This window comes from Streptosporangium sp. NPDC002721, assembly GCF_042888905.1.
GTDB lineage: Bacteria > Actinomycetota > Actinomycetes > Streptosporangiales > Streptosporangiaceae > Streptosporangium.
The window spans coordinates 143,531-161,997 of record NZ_JBIAQI010000010.1 but is presented as its reverse complement, the minus strand read 5'-3'; the positions used below and the strand labels follow the sequence as shown (position 1 = coordinate 161,997).

Sequence of the window (18,467 nt, the reverse complement as noted above, 5' to 3'; positions counted from 1 at the left end):
CCGCCCCGAAACCTGCGGGAGGCTCCGGGAGCCGCCGGGAGGCTCCCAGGGCGGCGCGAAGCGTCTCGGATCGCGGGACACTCGTGAACGCGTTCACAAGCGCCGATAGACTACGTGAGGTCCGTGCACCCCTCACCGTCTAGTAAGGATCCAGCCTGTGAACAAGCCCGTCGTACTGGTCGCTGAGGAACTTTCCGAGGCCGGTCTCGCGGTTCTGGGCGCGGACTTCGAAGTCCGCCACACCGACGGCGCCGACCGTGCCCAGTTCCTGCCCGCCCTCGCCGACGTGGACGCGCTCATCGTGCGCAGCGCCACGCAGGTCGACGCCGAGGCGATCGCCAACGCTCCCCGGCTCCGCGTCGTCGCCCGCGCCGGCGTCGGCCTGGACAACGTCGACGTGGAGGCCGCCACCAAGGCCGGTGTCATGGTCGTCAACGCGCCGACCTCCAACATCACCAGCGCCGCCGAGCACACCGTCGCCCTGATCCTCGCCTCCGCCCGCAACGTCGCCCAGGCGCACTCCGCGCTCAAGGGCGGCGAGTGGAAGCGCTCGAAGTACACCGGCGTGGAGCTCGACGAGAAGGTCGTCGCGATCCTCGGCCTCGGCAAGATCGGGCAGCTGGTCGCGCAGCGCCTCCAGCCGTTCGGCGTCGAGCTGATCGCCTACGACCCCTACCTGCAGCCGGCCCGCGCCGCGCAGATGGGCGTCCGGCTGGTCTCGCTGGAGGAGGCCCTGAGCGAGGCCGACTTCATCACCGTGCACCTGCCCAAGTCCAAGGAGACCATCGGCCTCATCGGTGAGCGGGAGCTCCACACGGTCAAGCCGAACGTCCGCCTCATCAACGTCGCCCGCGGCGGCATCATCGACGAGAACGCCCTCTATTCCGCGATCAAGGAGGGCCGCGTCGCCGGCGCCGGCATCGACGTGTTCCCGAAGGAGCCGGTCACCGACAGCCCGCTCTTCGAGCTCGACCAGGTCGTCGTCACCCCGCACCTGGGCGCCTCCACCCACGAGGCCCAGGAGAAGGCCGGCACCCAGGTCGCGCGCAGCGTGAAGCTCGCGCTCGCCGGGGAGTTCGTGCCGGACGCGGTCAACGTCCAGGGCGGCGCCGTCGCCGAGGACGTCAAGCCGGGCCTGCCGCTGGCCGAGAAGCTCGGCCGGGTGTTCACCGCCCTCGCGGGCGAGGTCGCCACCAAGCTCGACGTCGAGGTGCGCGGCGAGATCGCCTCCCACGACGTGCGCGTGCTGGAGCTGGCCGCGCTCAAGGGCGTCTTCACCGACGTCGTCGAGGACTCGGTCACCTACGTCAACGCCCCGCTGCTGGCCAAGGACCGCGGCGTGTCGGTCGAGCTGGTCACCAGCTCCGAGAGCCCCGACTGGCGCAACGTCGTGACGGTCCGCGGCGTCCTCGCCGACGGCCGCGCGGTCTCGGTCTCCGGCACCCTGTCCGGGCCGAGGCAGATCACGAAGATCGTCGAGGTCAACGGCTACCAGATGGAGATCGAGCCGACCGACCACCTGTCGTTCTTCACCTACACCGACCGGCCCGGCATCGTCGGCGTGGTCGGCCGCATCCTCGGCGACCACTCGATCAACATCGCCTCGATGCAGGTGGCCCGTGACGTCAAGGGCGGCAAGGCGCTCATCGCGCTCACCGTCGACACCGCCATCCCGGCCGAGGTGATCGACCAGATCGGCACGGAGATCGGCGCCGACAGCGGCCGCTCGGTCGACCTGGCCGACTAGCCGTCCCGCCGATGTGGCCGCCGTCCCGGAGACCGGGGCGGCGGCCACAGCTCGTCTCAGCATGTGAGAAGTGTGTACGCCGGGCGAGACGCTGTTCCCGTGGCCAGGTAGCCTGGAATGAAATGCGCCAGGTTCTCGTAATTCCTACCTGCCGCGGCGAGGCCTGACAGGGGCAGGCCGGCGACTCGCCGCGGTGTCGTGGCGCGTGCCGGCTCCAAGCTCCCGTCGCCGATCCGTGATCCGGACCCGCGACATCAGGCCTGGTCGGAGTCCCGACCGGAGTCTCGACCACCTTCCTTGCTGGCATGCGAACGAGACGAGATTCGCCATGTACGACATGTATCCCTGGAACCGTCCCGACGAGACCGAGGACGAGGCCACCGACGCGCTCCAGACCGCTCTGGACCGCAGGGACAACGGTGGTGCCCCCACCCGCTGAACCCGCTCTCGCCGCCGCCGGGATCTTCACGGCCTCCCGGCGGTGATCCGCCGGCGTGTCTCATCCGCTGGTCACCGTTTCGGTCGCGAGCTCGACCCGCTTGGCCAGCTGAACCCCCTGCGGGTCGGGGCGCACCGCGCCGGCGAAGGACTCGCGGCGCCAGGAGTCGAGTTTCTCCTCCTTGACCACGTCGCCGGTCCTCGGGGCGTGGACCATGTAACCGGGCTTCGTGATCATGCCGACGTGACCGAGGCCGCTGAAGAAGACCAGGTCACCGGGCTTGAGATCCTTCCAGGCGATCTTCTTGGAGAAAGCGGCGTACTGGTCGTCGGTGACGCGGGGGAGCTTGATCCCGGCGGCGCCGTAGGCGCGGAGCACCAGGCCGGAGCAGTCGAAGCCGCCGTGGCCGGTGCCGCCCCAGACATAGGGCGTTCCACGCTTGGACATGGCCCACTTCACGGCTTTCTGCCAGGCGGGCTTGACGGCCACGGCCTTCAGCGCCTCTTTCAGCGCGGGGGTGTGGAGGGCGGCGGGGCCGGGGGCCGGGGGAGGGGAGGCGGCCAGGGCGGCGGTCGAGGTCGCGAACATCGCGGCGCCGGCGACGGCTACGGAGGCGGAGATGGACAGGACACGGGGGAGAACTGTGCCGGACAGGATGATTCCTTCCATAAGGCCGGCCGGGTGAGCTGTCGGGCTCGGGCGTGGAGGCCGCCCTACGGCGCGAGAACGCGCTGATTCGCCCCAAGGAATCCACCTGACGACGGCCGGGAACGCGCTCCGGGGGAGGAGCGAGCCGCCCGGCGCCAGGTAGATCCCGTAAAGAGTGGGTCCCCGGCTCCGTACGGGCCCGGTAAGGGGATGGCCCGTACGGATTAGGCAGTGATGTGAATGGGAGGACCATAACGAAACCTCACGAAACGGTCAATACCAAGCAAAGAAGGACAAAACGATCAAAAGTCCTGATGGGCGAATGTGTCCGGAGGGTGAGACCGGTGTTCGATCACCGAGACGGACCGGTAGGGTGCCTGCATGGATTCGCGTAACATTCGCCTGGCGGTCATCCCCGGGGACGGAATCGGGGTCGAGGTCGTCACCGAGGGGCTGAAGGTCCTCGAAGCGGTCGGCACGAAGGTGGAGACCACCACCTACGACCTCGGTGCCAAGCGCTACCACGAGACCGGCGAGACCCTGCCCGACCAGGTCCTCGACGAGCTGCGCGGATACGACGCGATCCTGCTCGGCGCGGTCGGCGACCCCAGCGTGCCCCCGGGCGTCCTGGAGCGCGACCTGCTGCTCAAGCTCCGCTTCCGGCTCGACCACTACGTGAACCTCCGCCCGGTCAAGCTCTTCCCCGGCGTCGAGACGCCGCTGGGCAGGGCCCGCCCCGAGGACATCGACATGATCGTCGTCCGCGAGGGCACCGAGGGCCCGTACGCCGGGGCGGGTGGCGTCATGCGCCGGGGCACCCCGCACGAGATCGCCACCCAGGAGTCGCTGAACACCGCGTACGGCGTCGAGCGCGTGGTGCGCTACGCCTTCGACAAGGCGCAGGGCCGCTCCCGCAGGAAGCTGACGCTGGTCCACAAGACCAACGTGCTCACCTACGCCGGTGACCTCTGGGCCCGCACCTTCGAGCGGGTCGGCCTGGAGTATCCCGACGTCCGGACCGACTACTGCCACGTCGACGCGGCCTCGATGTTCTTCGTCAGCCAGCCCGAGCGCTTCGACGTGATCGTCACCGACAACCTCTTCGGCGACATCCTCACCGACATCGGCGCGGCGGTCGCCGGTGGCATCGGCCTGGCGGCGAGCGGCAACGTCAACCCCGACCGCACCGCGCCGAGCATGTTCGAGCCGGTGCACGGCAGCGCCCCCGACATCGCGGGCCAGGGCAAGGCCGACCCGACCGCCACGGTCCTGTCGGTCGCGATGCTCCTCGACCACCTGGGCCTGGCCGACGAGGCCGCCAGGGTCGAGCGGGCCGTCGCCGACGACCTGGCCGAGCGGCCGATCGGCCGGGCCGGCCGGAGCACCCGCGAGATCGGCGACGACATCACCGCCCGAGTAGCCGGCTGAGGAAGCCGCCCTCCTCGACCCCGACGCGCCTGGCGGCTCATCCGAGCCGCCAGGTGCGTTTTTGTTTCTCCAGCACTGCCGGTTTTCGGCATGGATGGAGTAGTTTCCCGTTACCCGGTCCGACGCAGAATGGACCCAAGGGTAAGCCAGACACCAAGAGAAGGATCCGTGCGATGACCACCGCTCAGAAGCTCAGCTTCGACGTGCAGCTCTCCGACCACGCTCGCACCGCGGAAGAGCGCGAGCAGGTACTGGCGAGCCCGGGGTTCGGTCAGGTCTTCACCGACCACATGATCTCGATCGACTACACCGAGGGCCAGGGCTGGCACGACGCCAAGCTGGTGCCGTACGGCCCGCTCAGCCTCGACCCCGCGACGTCGGTCTTCCACTACGCGCAGGAGCTTTTCGAGGGGCTCAAGGCCTACCGCCAGGAGAACGGCTCGATCGTGACCTTCCGGCCGGAGGCCAACGCCGCGCGCTTCAACACCTCCGCGGCGCGGATGGCCATGCCCGAGCTGCCCGAGGAGACGTTCGTCGAGTCGCTGGAGCTGCTCGTCCAGACCGACCGCGAGTGGGTCCCGACCACGCCGGGACACAGCCTCTACCTGCGCCCCTTCATGATCGCGACGCAGCCGGCGCTCGGCGTGAACTACCCGTCCAGGACCTACAAGTACATGGTCATCGCCTCTCCGGCGGCGGCCTACTTCGGCGGGGGCAAGGCCGTCACCGTCTGGCTCTCCACCGAGTACACCCGCGCGGCCCCCGGCGGGACCGGCTTCGCCAAGTGCGGCGGCAACTACGCGGCGGCCTTCGTGGCCCAGCGCCAGGCCGTCGAGCAGGGCTGCGACCAGGTGGTCTGGCTCGACGCGAGCGAGCACCGCTACGTCGAGGAGATGGGCGGGATGAACCTGTTCTTCGTCTACGGCGACCGCCTGCTGACCCCGGCGCTCACCGGAACGCTCCTGCCCGGCATCACCCGCGACTCGATCCTCTCCTTCGCCTCCGACCTCGGCCTGCACGCCGAGGAGGGGCGCCTGTCGGTCGAGGAGTGGCAGCGCGGCTGCGAGACGGGTGAGCTCACCGAGGTCTTCGCCTGCGGCACCGCCGCGGTGGTCACCCCGGTCGGCTCGGTCAAGGGCGCCGACCGTGCCTGGACGATCGGCGACGGCACCCAGGGTCCCGTCACCTCGAAGATCCGCGAGGAACTCGTGGGCATCCAGTACGGGTCTCGCCCCGACCCGCACAGCTGGGTCCACAAGATCTGCTAGTCGCGCACGGGGTCCGTCGCCCCTGTGCCGAATCAGACCCGTACGGGATTCGTGGGTCCCGTACGAAGGAGGAGGTCCGTGGGGGCCGGTCGGCCGGAGTGCCGGCCGGTCCCCACGCGGAGGAGACCCGGTCCGCCATCCCGTGCCCCTGTGCGGGGCCTTCTTCCGGGCGGGGCTATCCCTCGATCAGCTTGCCGGTGTCGATCGTGAGGTCCCAGGGCGCGGGGAGCTCAAGGGTCTCTCCGAGGGTCACCTGGAGTTGCTGCTGGTATCCCCGCTCCCCGGGGTGGCTGAGGAGCCGGGCGAGATTCTGGGAGGCGTCGATCACTAGATAGAGCGGGACGCCCGCGATCGCGCAGTTCTCGGGCTTGGTGACGTGGTCGTCGTCCCGGCTGCTGGGGGAGACCACCTCCACGACGAGCAGCGTCTCTTCGGCGTGGACGTTCTCGTCGTCCCACATGCGGGGGAACTTGGGCACGACGAGGAGATCGGGCCGATAGCGATCTTTCTGGACGCCCAGGAAGAGTTTGACGTCGTAAACGGGGTGCCAGCCCTGGGCCGTGGCGAACGGGATGAGCTGGATCAGCAGCTGCAAAATGATCTTGGCGTGGTTGAGCGTCGGCAACTCCCTCACCACGATCCGGCCGTTGATGAGCTCGACCTTACGGTCGGGCCACTGATCGCAGGTCTTCTGGTAGTGCCGTTCGAGCTCCTGGTGGTTGGTGGACATGGGCTTCGCCTCGCGACGGTCCAGGGTCTTGGCCATGAGGTCATCCTTCCCTCCGCGCGAGCGGGCGCAACGTGTTTGTCACGTCACCCAAAGTAATCGAAAAGATTTCCGGGTGCTCGCGATTCGGGAAAGTTCTCGTCAGTGCTTTCGAATCATGGTGAGGCCGTCGGCGATGGGGAGCATGATCGAGGTGACCCGCTCGTCGGCGCTGACCATGTCGTTGAACTCGCGGATGTTCCTGACGGCCTCGTCGTCCCTGCTGGGGTCGGCGACGTGGCCGCTCCACAGGGTGTTGTCGACGAGGATCACCCCGCCGGGAGCCAGGCGCGACATGAGGATCTCGTAGTAGACGGGATAGTTGACCTTGTCGGCGTCGATGAACGCCAGGTCGACGGCCGGGTGCTCGGGAAGCTCGCGCAGCCGCTCGGCCGCTGGGCCGATCCTCAGCTCGATGCGGTCGGCGACCTCCGCCTTGGCCCAGTAGTTCCTGGCGATCGCCGTCCACTCCTCGCTCACGTCGAAGCAGGTGAGCCCGCCGCCGGGGGCGAGCCCGCGGGCCAGGCAGATGGAGGAGTAGCCGGTGAAGGTGCCCACCTCCACCGCGTTCCTGGCGCCGCCGAGCTGGGCGATCATGGTGAGGAAGCGCCCCTGGTCGGGGGAGATCTGCATCGACGCGTTGTTGCCGGTCAGCTCGCGGGTCTCGAGGGCGAGCGCGTCGAGGACGTCGTCGGGCTGGGTGGTGTGCGCGAGCAGATACTGCCCCACGGTGGGGTCGAGATAAGTCGCCTTCATGGGGCCCATTCTCGCCCGTGCCGGACGGCCGCGGGGGGTGATTCGGGTCGTGTCCGGGACTCGTCGGGGTCCTGTTTGAATCCTGTTCGGATCTCGCTCGGGTTTTGTTCAGATCTTGTCGCGTCGGCGCGCGGCTCGTGCCCGAGCCCGGGTGGTTCGGGTCCGGGCATGCGTCGTGGTTCGTGCCTGAGCCCGCATGGTCCGGGTCCGGGCCTGCGTGGTTCTGGTCCGGCCCGTGTCCGGGACCTGTCCGGGCTCGGGTCCGGCCCGTACCCGGAATCACGCCGGTAGATCTTTTCGGACCGTTCCGCAGTCCCGTCCGAACCCGGTTCCAAGCTTGAATCAGGCCCTGCTCCGGGCCTGTTCCCGGTCCTGCTCCGGTCCTGATCAGGGCCTGTCCTCGGGGTGCGCCGACACGCCGCGGGTCTCGGATCCTGAGATCGATGTGTCAGATGGTGTCGGCGTATGGCAGACTCCGAACCATCATGTTCTACGGTCTGCTCATTATCGGCAGGCGCGCTGGCTGAAAAGGGACACCGCCAGCGCGCAGACCTCTCACGTCCGTGAGGGGTCATTTTTGTTTCCAGAAGCCGGATGAGCGCGCGGCGAATCATCGAACCCGCGAAGGAGAACGAACGACATGGCCGACGATCGCTTCCACGTGTACGACACGACTCTGCGTGACGGTGCCCAGCAGGAGGGGCTCAACCTCACGGTGGCCGACAAGCTGACCATCGCGCGTCACCTGGACGGTCTGGGCGTCGGCTTCATCGAGGGAGGCTGGCCCGGCGCCAACCCCAAGGACACGGAATTCTTCAGGCGCGCCCAAACAGAGCTCGACCTGAAGCACGCGCAGCTCGCCGCGTTCGGCGCGACCCGCCGGGCAGGTGCGAAGGCAGCCGACGACCCGTTGGTGGCCGCACTGCGCGAATCCGGAGCGCCGGTCGTGACCCTTGTCGCCAAGAGTCACGACCGGCACGTGGAGCTGGCCCTCCGCACGACCCTCCAGGAGAACCTCGCGATGATCCGCGACACGGTCTCCCACCTTCGTGCGGAGGGCCAGAGGGTCTTCCTCGACGCCGAGCACTTCTTCGACGGCTACAAGTCCAACCCCGATTACGCGCTGGAGGTGCTGCGCACCGCCGCCGAGGCGGGAGCCTCGGTCATCGCGCTGTGCGACACCAACGGGGGCATGCTCCCCGACGAGCTGGCCGAGGTCGTGCACGCGGCCGTCGGGACGTCGGCCAGGATCGGCATCCACTGCCACGACGACACCGGCTGCGCGGTCGCCAACTCCCTCGCCGCGGTGAAGGCCGGGGCCACCCACGTGCAGGGCTGCGCCAACGGCTACGGCGAGCGCTCGGGCAACGCCAACCTGTTCACCGTGGTGGCCAACCTGCAGCTCAAGCGGGGGTTCGACCTCGTACCGAGGGAGGCGCTGGCCGACATGACCAGGATCGCCCACGCGATCACCGAGGTCACCAACGTCACCCCCAACTCCCACGCCCCCTACGTGGGCGTCTCCGCCTTCGCGCACAAGGCCGGGCTGCACGCCAGCGCGATCAAGGTCGACCCCAACCTCTACCAGCACATCGACCCCGCCGAGGTCGGCAACGACATGCGGATGCTCGTCTCCGACATGGCCGGACGCGCCTCGGTGGAGCTCAAGGGCCGCGAGCTGGGCTACGAGCTGGCCTCCGACACCTCGCGGGAGCTGGTGAACCGGGTCAAGGAGATGGAGTCGAAGGGCTACACCTTCGAGGCCGCCGACGCCTCCTTCGAACTCCTGCTCCGCGACACGGTCGCGGGCGAGCGCAGGCGTCACTTCCAGGTCGAGTCCTGGAGGGTGATCGTCGAGCAGGCCCGGGGCGGCGAGGTCGTCAGCGAGGCCACCGTGAAGCTGCACGCCAAGGGGGAGCGGATCGTCGCCACCGGCGAGGGCAACGGCCCGGTCAACGCCCTCGACCGGGCCGTGCGGCTGGGGCTGGAGCGGCTCTACCCCGAGCTGGCGGCGGTCGAGCTGATCGACTACAAGGTGCGCATCCTGGAGGGTACGCACGGCACCGACGCCGTCACGCGCGTACTGATCACCTCCAGCGACGCGGCCGGGGAGTGGTCCACGGTCGGCGTCGACGAGAACATCATCGAGGCCTCCTGGCAGGCGCTGGAGCAGGCCGTCACCTACGGCCTCCTGCGCGCGGGCCACACCGCCTGACGCGCCTGCGGTCTCCTGTACTCCTGTACGCGGGCCTGACGCGCCTGCCCCGGCCCGTGGTCAGGTCACCGGCCGTTTCCCAGCCGGAAAGCAGCGGGAAACGGCCGGAGAGACCCGTCAGGAGAGGTCGGCGCCGCCGACGCGGAAGCTCACCGGGCCCTCGGAGGTCTCCAGGCTGACCTTGCCGCCGGAGCAGGAGAGCGACGGCTTCCCGCTGCCGGGCACCACCACGGTCAGCACGGAGGCGCCCGAGGCGGGGGCGACGACCGCGGGGGCGGGGTGTCTCTGCAGGTAGGCGGAGGAGACCCAGCCCTGGTACGGGTTCTTCTGGCCCCGGACCACCTTCAGCCCGGCGACCGGCCGGCAGGAGGGCATCGAGACCTGGACGAGCGTCGCCTTCCAGCCCGCCTTGTCCTTCACCACGACCTGGCCGCCACCGCTGGAGACGGTGGACAGGTCGCGGGAGAAGTGCCAGACGTTGCGTACCTTGGAGCCCTTGGGGACCGTGTCCAGCACGGCCATCACGTCCTGGCGGTGGTTGACGAGCACCGAGCGGGTCCTGGGCGTGCCGTAGGCCCTGTCGGTCAGCCGGTAGCTCTGCCGGTCCTGCCCGATCGAGGACCTGCTCAGCGCGGTGGCGGTCTTGCCGCGGAACTTCCTCCCGGCCACCATCGACGTGTTGTGCGCCTCGGGGGACATCGTCCAGTCGCGGTAGGCGCTGTTCTCGTACGAGTCGAAGCCGGAGTCGACCAGGACGTCACGGCCCTGGGCGTAGTAGGTCACGCCCAGGTGGTCCTCGTGGCCGTGATACTTCATGCCGGGCCCGAAGCGGATGGAGTAGAACGCCGACTCGGGCTTGTCCCAGGCGGTGCGCCCGTAGACGTAGCCGCCGCCGAACACCCGTACGGTCTTCTTCGGGTGGTCGTAGCCGACCGGGCGCACGTCCGCGCCGCCGTCGCCGATGGGGACCATGAACCCGTCGGGCTGGGTGGAGTGGGAGATGAAGCCCTCCAGCGACTCCCACCGCCGGGAGATGTCGCCGGGCACCTTCCGCTTGCACGCCCTGATGTTGTCCATCGCGACCTTCAGCCGCTCGTAGACGTAGAGCGCGTAGCGCGGTGCCTGCTCGCGCAGCGCGCCCTGGGAGTCGACGTCGAGCCTCACGGTCTCGGTGAGCCGCCTGATCGCGAGGCTGGACCACTGGTCGCGGCCGTAGCGGCAGCCGATGCCGAGCAGCGCGATGTCCTGGTCGATGCCGTGGTTGTGGCCCTTCTCGTACAGCCTCGGGTCGGAGAGCATCTTCGCGTGCTCGGCCAGGCTGCCGGAGAGCCACGAGCCGCTGACGTGCTTGCTGAGGCAGACCAGCGCGGGGGCGCGCAGCGCGATCGGGTGCTCCTGCCAGGCGTACGGGCTGGTCCTGGCGCCACCGCGGGGGTTGTCGGCCACCCAGTCCTTCGCGATCTCGACGGCCCTCGCCAGGTACGCCTCGTTGCCGTTCGTCTCGTAGTCGGCGACGAGACGGCCCATCCAGCGCAGCGAGTGGAAGACCATGCTCCACGAACGGTTCCGGTAGGGGTCGGTGCGCCAGTCGACGTCCTTGCCGACCTTCACCGGGGCGAGGTCGAGGAAGTCGACCTGGCCGTTCATGATGTCCGTCGCCGTCGGCGTGGCGGGCAGCCAGTCGCCCTGGCACTCGGCGGTACGTCTCGCCTCCCTCGCCTCCGCCGTACCGACCGTGACGCCGCAGGTCATCAGGAGGATGAGGGAGAGAGCGAGTGCTTTTGTGCGGCGGCGCACGCCAGTTCCTTCCGGGCCGAACGAGGGGGGCGGATCATGCTGTCCGAATCCCAACAAACCGGTCAAGCTGGGATGGTCTCTTCTGAAACATCGTTAGCAACTAGATGCGGGTCTCCCAGTTTGCTCACAGCGTTCACGGCGTTCACGGCGTTCGCGCTGCTCGCGCTGTTCTCGGGACGCACACCGTTCTCGCAGCTTTCCGTCCCTCCCGTACGCCTGCGGGTGCTCGTCTATCCCGCCCGTGGCGGGATTTCGTCGACGGATGTCCCTCCTGACACTCGCGGGCGCCGTCGCGCTTCGGCAGGCTGGACGGCATGAGATTCGCCGACATCGTCATCCCTGACACACCGGCCGCCCGAGGCGCGCTGGAGGTGGCGACCGCATACTGCTCGCCCGCCCTGCTCAACCACTCCGTCCGCGCCTACCTGTTCGCGGCGGCCTACGGCGCGATGAACGGAGTCGCCTTCGACGACGAGCTGCTGTACGTCGCGTCGATGATGCACGACATCGGCCTGGTCAAGGAGTTCGACAGCCACACCGTGCCGTTCGAGGAGGCGGGCGGCCACGTCGCGTGGGTCTTCGCCGCCGGGGCCGGATGGCCGGTCGAGCGCCGCGTGCGCGCGTCGGAGATCGTCGTACGCCACATGTGGGACAGGGTCGACCCCGAGGAGGACCCCGAGGGGTTCCTCCTCGAACTGTCCACCGCGCTCGACATCTCCGGGCGGCGGCCGGAGGACTTCCCGGCGGAACTCCGCGCCGAGGTGTTGCGTCACTACCCCCGCCTGGGGATCGGCCCGGAGTTCACCGCGTGCTTCGTCGACCAGGCCGAACGCAAGCCGGACAGCATAGCCGCGCGCTTCGTCCGCGCGGGGGCCGCCGAGCGCATCGCCGCCAACCCCCTGGACCGCTGAGGGGCCCTGGCCTCTCGCGGGTCAGGCTCCCGGTGCGGGGCCGGTGCTCTGGACGACCTCGAAGGACCACAGCTCGGCCCCGGTGGCGGCGGGCCCCTGCCCGTGGCCGTGTCCCTGGGCGGGGCCCTGAGCGGGGCCGCCCTGGCCGTGCCCGTGGCCCTGGGCCGCGCTGTGGGGGTTGTCGTGTCCCGGTCCCCGGCCGGCCTCGGCGGCGGCCTGGGCGTGGCCCCGCTGGAAGGCCTGGCTCTCGGTCCAGCGCCTGAAGTCCTCCTCCGAGCGCCAGCGGGTGTAGACCAGGTACCGGTCGGTGCCGTCCACGGGGCGGAGCAGTTCGAACCACTCGAACCCGTCCGCGGACTCGACGATCCCCGCACGACTGGAGAAGCGGCTTTCCAGCTGCTCGCGCATCTCCTTGGACACCGTCAGCGCGTTTATCTTCACGACCGAAGGCACATCGTCTCCTCGAAGCGTTGGTTTCCCTGATCACTCTATGATCGGCGCTCCGTCACGCGGGTCAGGCGACGGTCCTCGGGCGGCGTGGCGCGTCCTCCAGGCTCACCCGGGCGACGGCGGGTATGCGTTCGGTCTCCAGGGCCTGGCGCATGTGCGGGATGACCACCCCGCCCAGTTGTTCGCGGACCGCGCTCATCGGCGCGTCCTCGGCGACCACGACCTTCATCCGCACGGCCGGGTGCCGGCTCGTGCCGATCATGTCGGCGGTGGCGTTGATGATCGCGGGGTGCGTGCCCGCCTCGGCGGCCGCCGCGTTGGTGACGCTGCCGGTGTCGACCTCGGTGACCCCGTCGGGGCCGCTGTCCAGGCGCATGCCGCCCAGCTTGCCGCGGCGTCCCTGGGCCAGCAGCCAGCGCAGGCCGAACAGCGCGAGCACGATGCCCGCCGCCGCGATCACCCACCACAGCCACGGGTCGTAGGTGGCGAACGGCTGGCGTACCGTGCCGTCCACGAGAGGGCTGCGCGCGGGCGCCTGCTGCCGGAACGCCCCCGCGCCGCGCGCGAGGGCCAGGGCGCTGAGGACCATCAGCGCCAGTCCCACGATCAGCAACCCCAGCCGGTTGCCCCGGGCGGTCTTGTCGTCCATGGCACTCACTTCTCTCGCAGGGACACGCTGACGGGGTACTTCCCGACGGGGGAGAGGGCGGTGATCCGCAGGTTCACGGCCTCCCGTACGGCGTCGGCCAGCCCGCGGACGTCGCGCATGCCGCTGTCGGCCGCGACGTGCACGGCCTTGCCGCGCAGCCGCACCCGGGCATGCTCGACGCCCTGCACCTGCTCGGCCGCGTGGGCCAGCGACCGGGTGAAGCCCCGGCGCTGCATGCCGATGGCCAGGTCCCTGTCGCCCGTCCTCACCGGGATCAGCGTGGGCCGGCCGGGAACGAGCGAGAGCAGCACCAGCAGCAGGCCCAGCAGGCCGACCAGGCCCGCGCCCGCCATCACCCGCGGGTCGTTCCACGGCGTCGACGTGGCCCAGGACAGGATCCGGTCGTACGGCACCAGGCGGAGCGGGCGGCCCAGCAGCGCGGAGATGACCTCCAGCGCGACGAGGAGGCCGAGCAGGGTCATCAGGACGGCCGTGATCACCGAGGGGAGCACCCGGCGCGGGCGGAACGCCCTCACCGCCGCGCGGTCCGCGGAGGCGTCCTTCGCCACCGTGCCGTACATCGGCGGCGGGGAGGATGGGCCGGCCGTTCCGTACGCCGACGGAGAGGGCTCCGCCGTGCCGTACGCAGGGGCCGGTGCGCTGTACGCAGGAGCCGGTTCCGTCGTGCCGTACGCCGGTGGCGCGGCCGGTTCCGGCGGTTGCGCGCGGGGCGCGTTCGTCGTCTCGCCGGTCGGTTCCGGGCTGGGGACCGGTTCCGCCGGGTCGGGTACCTGCCTGGCCATCATCGCTCCTCACGTAGCGGGACGATGTCCTCGGTGGGATTGTCGGCGGGGTCGTCGACGGGCGTCGCGGCCCGGTCCCGGGCACCCGCGCCGGTCCGTCCGGCGCCGCCCGCGAGTTCTCCTCCGGCCGGCACGACGTCCCCGGCCCGCGAGGCCCCGTGACCGCCGTGATCGTCGTCGGCGGGGGTCACGTTGGTGACGAGGACGTCGATGTGGCCGACGTCCAGGCCGGTGAGGACCATGACCCGTTCGGCGACGTGCCGCCTGACCTCCTCGGCCACCTCGCGGATCGGGGTCGGGTACTCCACCGTCACGTCCAGCCGGAGTGTCGCGAGCTCACCGTCGAGGGTGGCGCGGGTGCCACCGCGAAAGGACAGCGGCCCCCGCTCGCCGACCTCCCGTACCCGTGCCACCTCCCCGGCCGCGCGGGCCGCGATGCGCGACACCACCCGGTCGGATATGTCGGTCCTGCCACGTCGTTCGGCCGGTACGGCCTGCCGTGACGGCTGGGCGGGGACGGCGGACCGCGTGGATCGCCCGGTTTCCGCGGGAAGGGAACCCGCCTGCCGCGAGGGCGGAGGGTCCGGATCCCCGGTCGCCCCGGAGGACGCGGGACGGTGCTCGACGGGAGTGTTCATCGGCGTTTCGCCGCCAGCCGGGACAGGTCGACCTCTCCGGTCTCCGCGAAGCGGCCGAGCAGGAATCCGACGGCGCCCAGTACGAGCACCAGCAGGAACGCGCCGAGGCCGCCGAAGGCAGCCGCGAAGCCCAGAAGGACACCGACGATCGTGCCGACCACGGACCACACTGGGAAATTACTCATGTCAAACCTCCGATATGGACGTTCACCGGCCGGTCACCCACCATCGGGACGACCGCCGCTCGCACTTCGTCGGCGATCTCCGGTAGCGGCCGTCCCAGCCTGACGACGATCGAGACCTCCACCTCGTCCTCGCGCAGCGCGACACCGGGCAACCGCTCGCCGGGCAGGTAGGTCGCCACGGTCCCGAACGGCCCGCCCGACAGGTCCGCGACGTCGGGGCAGCGCAGTACGGCGTCGGCGATCCTGTGCGCGAGGCCGGCCTGTCCGAGGGCCGGGTCCTCCGGTCCGCGGGTGACGACGGCCGTCTCGCGTGCGGGTCCCGGCGCCGTCCGGGTCGCGGTTGCCGCCCCCCGGGCCGGGTCCCCCGGCTCGCGCGGTGGTCCCGCTGTCTCCCCGGTCTCCCCGCCACGGCCCGCTTCCCGGCCACGGCCCGTTCCCTGTCCGCTCCCCTGCCCACCCTGGCCACCCTGCCCGCGGCTCGCCTCCCGGCTCTGACCGGCCGGTCCGCGGGCGGTGCCCGCCGGTGCGGGCGCGGCCTTCTGCCGGGGTACGGCGGCCGGTCTGCGGGACGGATCGTCCGGCCGGTGCGCGGGTATGGCCGTCGCCGGTGTCGGGACGGCCCTCCTCGCGGGTTCCTCCGGCCCACGTCCGCCGGACTCTCCAGGCCCACGTCCGCCGGACTCTCCCGGTGCCGGGGGCGTCGCGGCCGGTGCCGGGGGCGTCACGGTCTCGCGGGCCGGGTCTCTCGGTTCGCGGCCCGCTCCCGCCGCACCGCCTGCCGGGCCCTTCACTGGACGCGAGGCCCCGACTCGGACGACTCCTCCGACCTGTCCCTGTCCTGGCCGGGCATGTGGACGTCGGAGACCTTGATGTTGACCTCGGTGACCTCCAGCCCGGTCATGCGCTCGACGGCCGTGATCACGTTGCGGCGTACGGCGGCGGCCAGGTCGGGGATGGCGATCCCGTACTCGACGATCACTTCCAGGTCGGCGGCGGCCTGCCGCTCGCCCACCTCGACCGAGACCCCCTGGGTGGCGCTCTTGTCGGCGCCCACCATGCCGCGTACCGCGCCGAGAGCGCGTGCCGCGCCCGCGCCCATGTTGTATACGCCAGGGATCTCCCTGGCCGCGAGGCCCGCGATCTTCGATACGACCCCGCTGTCGATGGTGGTGGTCCCCTTGGGAGTGATCAGGCCACTCTGGGAGCCGGGACTGTCGGTGCGTGCCCGGGGCACCGTGGCCTCGTCGCCCTGGGGCCTGTTCACCGTGCTGGCTTCAGTCACGTCCGTTCCTTCCCCCGCAGAAAGGCCTTCTGGCCTCCCCGATGCTTCTGAGGCGGTCATACCCCCCATATGCCTCTAAATCAGGACATAGCTTTTCTTGAAGCAAACATGGCGCTATCGATAAAAACGGATTTACCGACATTTTTGGCTATATATGGTGCGATAGCTCCGAGCGGTGGAGTGAGGAGACGCGGGCACGGTCCGGCGGGACCCCGAGCGCGACTAGCCTTGTCATGTGCGTATAGCGAGGTTCTCCACAGGAGACGGTGTCGGGTTCGGGGTGGTCGAGGGAGGCCCGGGGGAGGAGTTCATCTCCGGGATCTCCGGACATCCGTTCGGGCCGATCCAGTTCACCGGCGAGCGGTTCTCGCTCTCCCAGGTCAGGCTGGTCGCGCCCATGCTGCCCAGCAAGGTCGTCGCGATCGGCAAGAACTACGCCGACCACGCGAAGGAGATGGGCGGTGAGGTCCCCGACGAGCCGCTGGTCTTCCTCAAGCCGTCGACCTCGGTGATCGGCTCGGGCGAGGCCATCGCCTACCCGACGACGCTCTCCCAGCGGGTCGACTTCGAGGGGGAGCTGGCGGTGGTGATCGGCAGGCTCTGCCGAGAGGTGCCCCGCGAGCGGGCCCACGAGGTCATCTTCGGCTACACCTGCGCCAACGACGTCACGGCACGGGACCTGCAGAAGAAGGACGTCCAGTTCACCCGGGCCAAGGGCTTCGACACCTTCTGCCCGCTCGGCCCGTGGATCCAGACCGAGCTCGACCCGGGCGACGTCGGCATCGTCACGTCGGTAAACGGCGAGGTCAAGCAGGACTCGCGCACCTCCAAGCTCATGTACGACATCCCCGCGCTGATCGCCCACGTGAGCGCGGTCATGACCCTGATCCCCGGTGACGTCATCCTCACCGGGACCCCCGAAGGGGTCGGCCCGCTTACCATCGGCGATGAGGTCAGCGTCTTCATCGAAGGAATCGGCACTCTCAGCAACCGGGTGGTCTCCCGTGATTAGGGTTCGTTTCGCCCCCTCGCCGACCGGCATGTTCCACGTCGGCGGCGCCCGCTCCGCGCTGTTCAACTGGGCCCTGGCCGAGCAGGCCGGCGGAAGGTTCGTGCTGCGCATCGAGGACACCGACGCCGCGCGCAACCGGCCGGAATGGACCGACGGCATCCTCTCGGCGCTCGCCTGGATCGGCATCAACGGCGACAGCCCGCTCTTCGAGGGCCCCCACTTCCAGTCGTCGTACGAGAAGCAGCACCGCGAGGCCGTGGCCGGGCTCGTCGCCGGCGGCCGGGCCTACTACTGCACGTGCACCCGCGACGAGGTCAAGGCGCGCACCGGCTCCGAGCACCAGGGCTACGACGGCTTCTGCCGCGACCGCGGCCTGACCGAGGGCGCGGTCCGCTTCCGCACCCCGGACGAGGGCGTCACCGTGGTCCAGGACCTGGTCCGCGGCGTCGTCGAGTTCCCCAACAACGCGATGGAGGACTTCGTCGTCGCGCGCGGCGACGGCTCCCCGCTGTTCGTGCTGGCCAACGTCGTCGACGACGTCGAGATGCGGATCAGCCACGTGGTCAGGGCCGAGGAGCACCTGTCCAACACGCCCAAGCAGCAGCTGCTCTGGGAGGCGCTCGGCCTCACCCCGCCCACCTGGGCGCACGTGCCGGTGATCGTCAACGAGAAGCGCCAGAAGCTGTCCAAGCGCCGCGACAAGGTCGCCCTGGAGTCCTACCGCGAGGAGGGCTACCTGGCCGAGGCGATGGTCAACTACCTGATGCTGCTCGGCTGGGGTCCCGGCGACGACCGGGAGATCATGCCCTGGTCGGAGATGGTGCCGCTGTTCAAGCTGGAGAACGTCAACCCCTCCTCGGCGTTCTTCGACGAGAAGAAGCTCCGCGCGTTCAACGGCGAGTACATCAGGGCGCTGCCCCTGGAGGAGTTCGTCGCCCGCTGCGAGCCGTGGCTGGAGCCCGGCTGGGACCGCGCGACCTTCGCCAGGGTCGCCGAGCTCGCCCAGACCCGCATCGCGGTCCTGTCCGAGATCACGGCGAACGTCGACTTCCTCTTCCTGGACGAGCCCGTCTTCGACCAGGCGTCCTGGGACAAGGCGATGAAGAACTCCGCGGCGGAGATCCTCAGCGGCTACCTCGCCCGCCTGGAGACGGTCGACATGGACCCCGAGTCGCTGAAGACCGCGCTGGAGGAGGTCGGCGTCGAGCAGGGCCTCAAGCTCGGCAAGGCCCAGGCCCCCGTGCGCGTGGCCGTCACCGGCCGGACCGTGGGCCTGCCGCTGTTCGAGTCGATCGAGGTCCTCGGCCGCGAGCGCTCCGTCGAGCGCCTGCGCGCCGCCCTCGCCAAGCTCCAGGCCTGACCGGCCCCCACGCGCGGGAGGCCACCGGGCGTAGGCCTCGCGCTGGCGGGCCGAGGAGCGACCGGCCCCCGCGCGCCGGGAGGCCACCACGCCTGCCCGAGCGCTTCGCCGGG

At 70.1% G+C, this 18,467-nt stretch carries 18 protein-coding genes and 1 riboswitch; of the genes, 7 read left to right on the top strand and 11 right to left on the bottom strand.

The genetic code is table 11. The features are described from left to right. Positions 1-157: 157 nt before the first annotated feature. Positions 158-1,747 (top strand): phosphoglycerate dehydrogenase, encoded by a 1,590-nt coding sequence (gene serA, locus ACFYWM_RS16135; protein ID WP_389914845.1) that lies wholly within the window; start codon positions 158-160, stop codon positions 1,745-1,747. Between the two features lie 499 nt (positions 1,748-2,246). On the opposite strand, the gene ACFYWM_RS16130 is transcribed toward serA, so the two are convergent. Next, positions 2,247-2,855 (bottom strand): C40 family peptidase, encoded by a 609-nt coding sequence (locus ACFYWM_RS16130; RefSeq protein WP_389914842.1) that lies wholly within the window; start codon positions 2,853-2,855, stop codon positions 2,247-2,249. After that, positions 2,843-3,060, bottom strand: a riboswitch (cyclic di-AMP (ydaO/yuaA leader). Its footprint overlaps the gene before it by 13 nt. Positions 3,061-3,215: 155 nt before the next feature. Between ACFYWM_RS16130 and ACFYWM_RS16125 the strand changes: the two genes are divergently transcribed. Both ACFYWM_RS16125 and ACFYWM_RS16120 read left to right on the top strand, forming a co-directional pair. Then, positions 3,216-4,262, top strand: coding sequence for a 3-isopropylmalate dehydrogenase (locus ACFYWM_RS16125; protein WP_389914839.1), 1,047 nt, complete (start codon positions 3,216-3,218; stop codon positions 4,260-4,262). A 173-nt stretch (positions 4,263-4,435) separates the two neighbouring features. Next, positions 4,436-5,530: a branched-chain amino acid aminotransferase gene (locus ACFYWM_RS16120; RefSeq protein ID WP_389914836.1), complete on the top strand. Its 1,095-nt coding sequence runs from the start codon at positions 4,436-4,438 to the stop codon at positions 5,528-5,530. Between the two features lie 175 nt (positions 5,531-5,705). Here the strand turns inward: ACFYWM_RS16120 and ACFYWM_RS16115 are convergent, their stop codons facing one another. Together ACFYWM_RS16115 and ACFYWM_RS16110 are read right to left on the bottom strand one after the other, a co-directional pair. Continuing rightward, positions 5,706-6,296 (bottom strand): Uma2 family endonuclease, encoded by a 591-nt coding sequence (locus ACFYWM_RS16115; protein ID WP_389914834.1) that lies wholly within the window; start codon positions 6,294-6,296, stop codon positions 5,706-5,708. Positions 6,297-6,398: 102 nt separating this feature from the next. Continuing rightward, positions 6,399-7,052 (bottom strand): O-methyltransferase, encoded by a 654-nt coding sequence (locus ACFYWM_RS16110; RefSeq protein ID WP_389914831.1) that lies wholly within the window; start codon positions 7,050-7,052, stop codon positions 6,399-6,401. Positions 7,053-7,692: 640 nt separating this feature from the next. Here ACFYWM_RS16110 and cimA point away from each other — a divergent pair. Beyond that, positions 7,693-9,267, top strand: coding sequence for a citramalate synthase (gene cimA, locus ACFYWM_RS16105; protein WP_389914828.1), 1,575 nt, complete (start codon positions 7,693-7,695; stop codon positions 9,265-9,267). Positions 9,268-9,384: 117 nt separating this feature from the next. Here the strand turns inward: cimA and ACFYWM_RS16100 are convergent, their stop codons facing one another. Next, positions 9,385-11,064, bottom strand: a complete 1,680-nt coding sequence (locus ACFYWM_RS16100; RefSeq protein ID WP_389914825.1) for a heparinase II/III family protein — start codon at positions 11,062-11,064, stop codon at positions 9,385-9,387. Positions 11,065-11,378: 314 nt separating this feature from the next. On the opposite strand from ACFYWM_RS16100, the gene ACFYWM_RS16095 reads away from it, so the two are divergent. Beyond that, positions 11,379-11,975 (top strand): HD domain-containing protein, encoded by a 597-nt coding sequence (locus ACFYWM_RS16095; RefSeq protein WP_389914821.1) that lies wholly within the window; start codon positions 11,379-11,381, stop codon positions 11,973-11,975. Between the two features lie 21 nt (positions 11,976-11,996). Here the strand turns inward: ACFYWM_RS16095 and ACFYWM_RS16090 are convergent, their stop codons facing one another. The 7 genes from ACFYWM_RS16090 to ACFYWM_RS16060 form a co-directional block, all read right to left on the bottom strand. Further along, on the bottom strand, positions 11,997-12,383 hold the full coding sequence (locus ACFYWM_RS16090; RefSeq protein WP_389915208.1) for an antibiotic biosynthesis monooxygenase family protein: 387 nt from the start codon (positions 12,381-12,383) through the stop codon (positions 11,997-11,999). Between the two features lie 106 nt (positions 12,384-12,489). Next, on the bottom strand, positions 12,490-13,074 hold the full coding sequence (locus ACFYWM_RS16085; protein ID WP_389914817.1) for a hypothetical protein: 585 nt from the start codon (positions 13,072-13,074) through the stop codon (positions 12,490-12,492). Between the two features lie 5 nt (positions 13,075-13,079). Beyond that, the gene (locus ACFYWM_RS16080; protein WP_389914814.1) at positions 13,080-13,877 is read right to left on the bottom strand and encodes a DUF6286 domain-containing protein; all 798 of its coding nucleotides are present in this window, start codon (positions 13,875-13,877) and stop codon (positions 13,080-13,082) included. Beyond that, a complete protein-coding gene (locus ACFYWM_RS16075; RefSeq protein WP_389914811.1) occupies positions 13,877-14,515 on the bottom strand; it encodes an Asp23/Gls24 family envelope stress response protein in 639 nt (212 codons plus the stop codon). Before ACFYWM_RS16075 ends, ACFYWM_RS16080 begins: the two co-directional genes overlap by 1 nt. Continuing rightward, the gene (locus tag ACFYWM_RS16070) at positions 14,512-14,700 is read right to left on the bottom strand and encodes a hypothetical protein (RefSeq protein ID WP_362693899.1); all 189 of its coding nucleotides are present in this window, start codon (positions 14,698-14,700) and stop codon (positions 14,512-14,514) included. Before ACFYWM_RS16070 ends, ACFYWM_RS16075 begins: the two co-directional genes overlap by 4 nt. Then, positions 14,697-14,879, bottom strand: a complete 183-nt coding sequence (locus ACFYWM_RS16065) for a hypothetical protein (protein WP_389914808.1) — start codon at positions 14,877-14,879, stop codon at positions 14,697-14,699. Before ACFYWM_RS16065 ends, ACFYWM_RS16070 begins: the two co-directional genes overlap by 4 nt. Positions 14,880-15,487: 608 nt before the next feature. Continuing rightward, complete coding sequence (locus tag ACFYWM_RS16060) at positions 15,488-15,982, bottom strand: Asp23/Gls24 family envelope stress response protein (protein WP_389914805.1); 495 nt, start codon at positions 15,980-15,982, stop codon at positions 15,488-15,490. A 235-nt stretch (positions 15,983-16,217) separates the two neighbouring features. Between ACFYWM_RS16060 and ACFYWM_RS16055 the strand changes: the two genes are divergently transcribed. Beyond that, positions 16,218-16,994 carry a fumarylacetoacetate hydrolase family protein gene (locus tag ACFYWM_RS16055; protein ID WP_389914802.1) on the top strand — a complete coding sequence of 259 codons (777 nt, stop codon included), beginning with the start codon at positions 16,218-16,220 and terminating at the stop codon, positions 16,992-16,994. Positions 16,995-17,022: 28 nt separating this feature from the next. Then, positions 17,023-18,354 carry a glutamate--tRNA ligase gene (gene gltX / locus ACFYWM_RS16050; RefSeq protein ID WP_389915205.1) on the top strand — a complete coding sequence of 444 codons (1,332 nt, stop codon included), beginning with the start codon at positions 17,023-17,025 and terminating at the stop codon, positions 18,352-18,354. Positions 18,355-18,467: the final 113 nt, after the last annotated feature.

Coding starts and splice junctions, on each gene's coding strand:
- ACFYWM_RS16130 (WP_389914842.1), bottom strand. CDS start 2,855: ATGGAAGGAATCATCCTGTCCGGCACAGTTCTCCCCCGTGTCCTGTCC.
- ACFYWM_RS16125 (WP_389914839.1), top strand. CDS start 3,216: ATGGATTCGCGTAACATTCGCCTGGCGGTCATCCCCGGGGACGGAATC.
- ACFYWM_RS16120 (WP_389914836.1), top strand. CDS start 4,436: ATGACCACCGCTCAGAAGCTCAGCTTCGACGTGCAGCTCTCCGACCAC.
- ACFYWM_RS16115 (WP_389914834.1), bottom strand. CDS start 6,296: ATGGCCAAGACCCTGGACCGTCGCGAGGCGAAGCCCATGTCCACCAAC.
- ACFYWM_RS16110 (WP_389914831.1), bottom strand. CDS start 7,052: ATGAAGGCGACTTATCTCGACCCCACCGTGGGGCAGTATCTGCTCGCG.
- cimA (WP_389914828.1), top strand. CDS start 7,693: ATGGCCGACGATCGCTTCCACGTGTACGACACGACTCTGCGTGACGGT.
- ACFYWM_RS16095 (WP_389914821.1), top strand. CDS start 11,379: ATGAGATTCGCCGACATCGTCATCCCTGACACACCGGCCGCCCGAGGC.
- ACFYWM_RS16090 (WP_389915208.1), bottom strand. CDS start 12,383: ATGCGCGAGCAGCTGGAAAGCCGCTTCTCCAGTCGTGCGGGGATCGTC.
- ACFYWM_RS16085 (WP_389914817.1), bottom strand. CDS start 13,074: ATGGACGACAAGACCGCCCGGGGCAACCGGCTGGGGTTGCTGATCGTG.
- ACFYWM_RS16080 (WP_389914814.1), bottom strand. CDS start 13,877: ATGGCCAGGCAGGTACCCGACCCGGCGGAACCGGTCCCCAGCCCGGAA.
- ACFYWM_RS16075 (WP_389914811.1), bottom strand. CDS start 14,515: ATGAACACTCCCGTCGAGCACCGTCCCGCGTCCTCCGGGGCGACCGGG.
- ACFYWM_RS16070 (WP_362693899.1), bottom strand. CDS start 14,700: ATGAGTAATTTCCCAGTGTGGTCCGTGGTCGGCACGATCGTCGGTGTC.
- gltX (WP_389915205.1), top strand. CDS start 17,023: ATGTTCCACGTCGGCGGCGCCCGCTCCGCGCTGTTCAACTGGGCCCTG.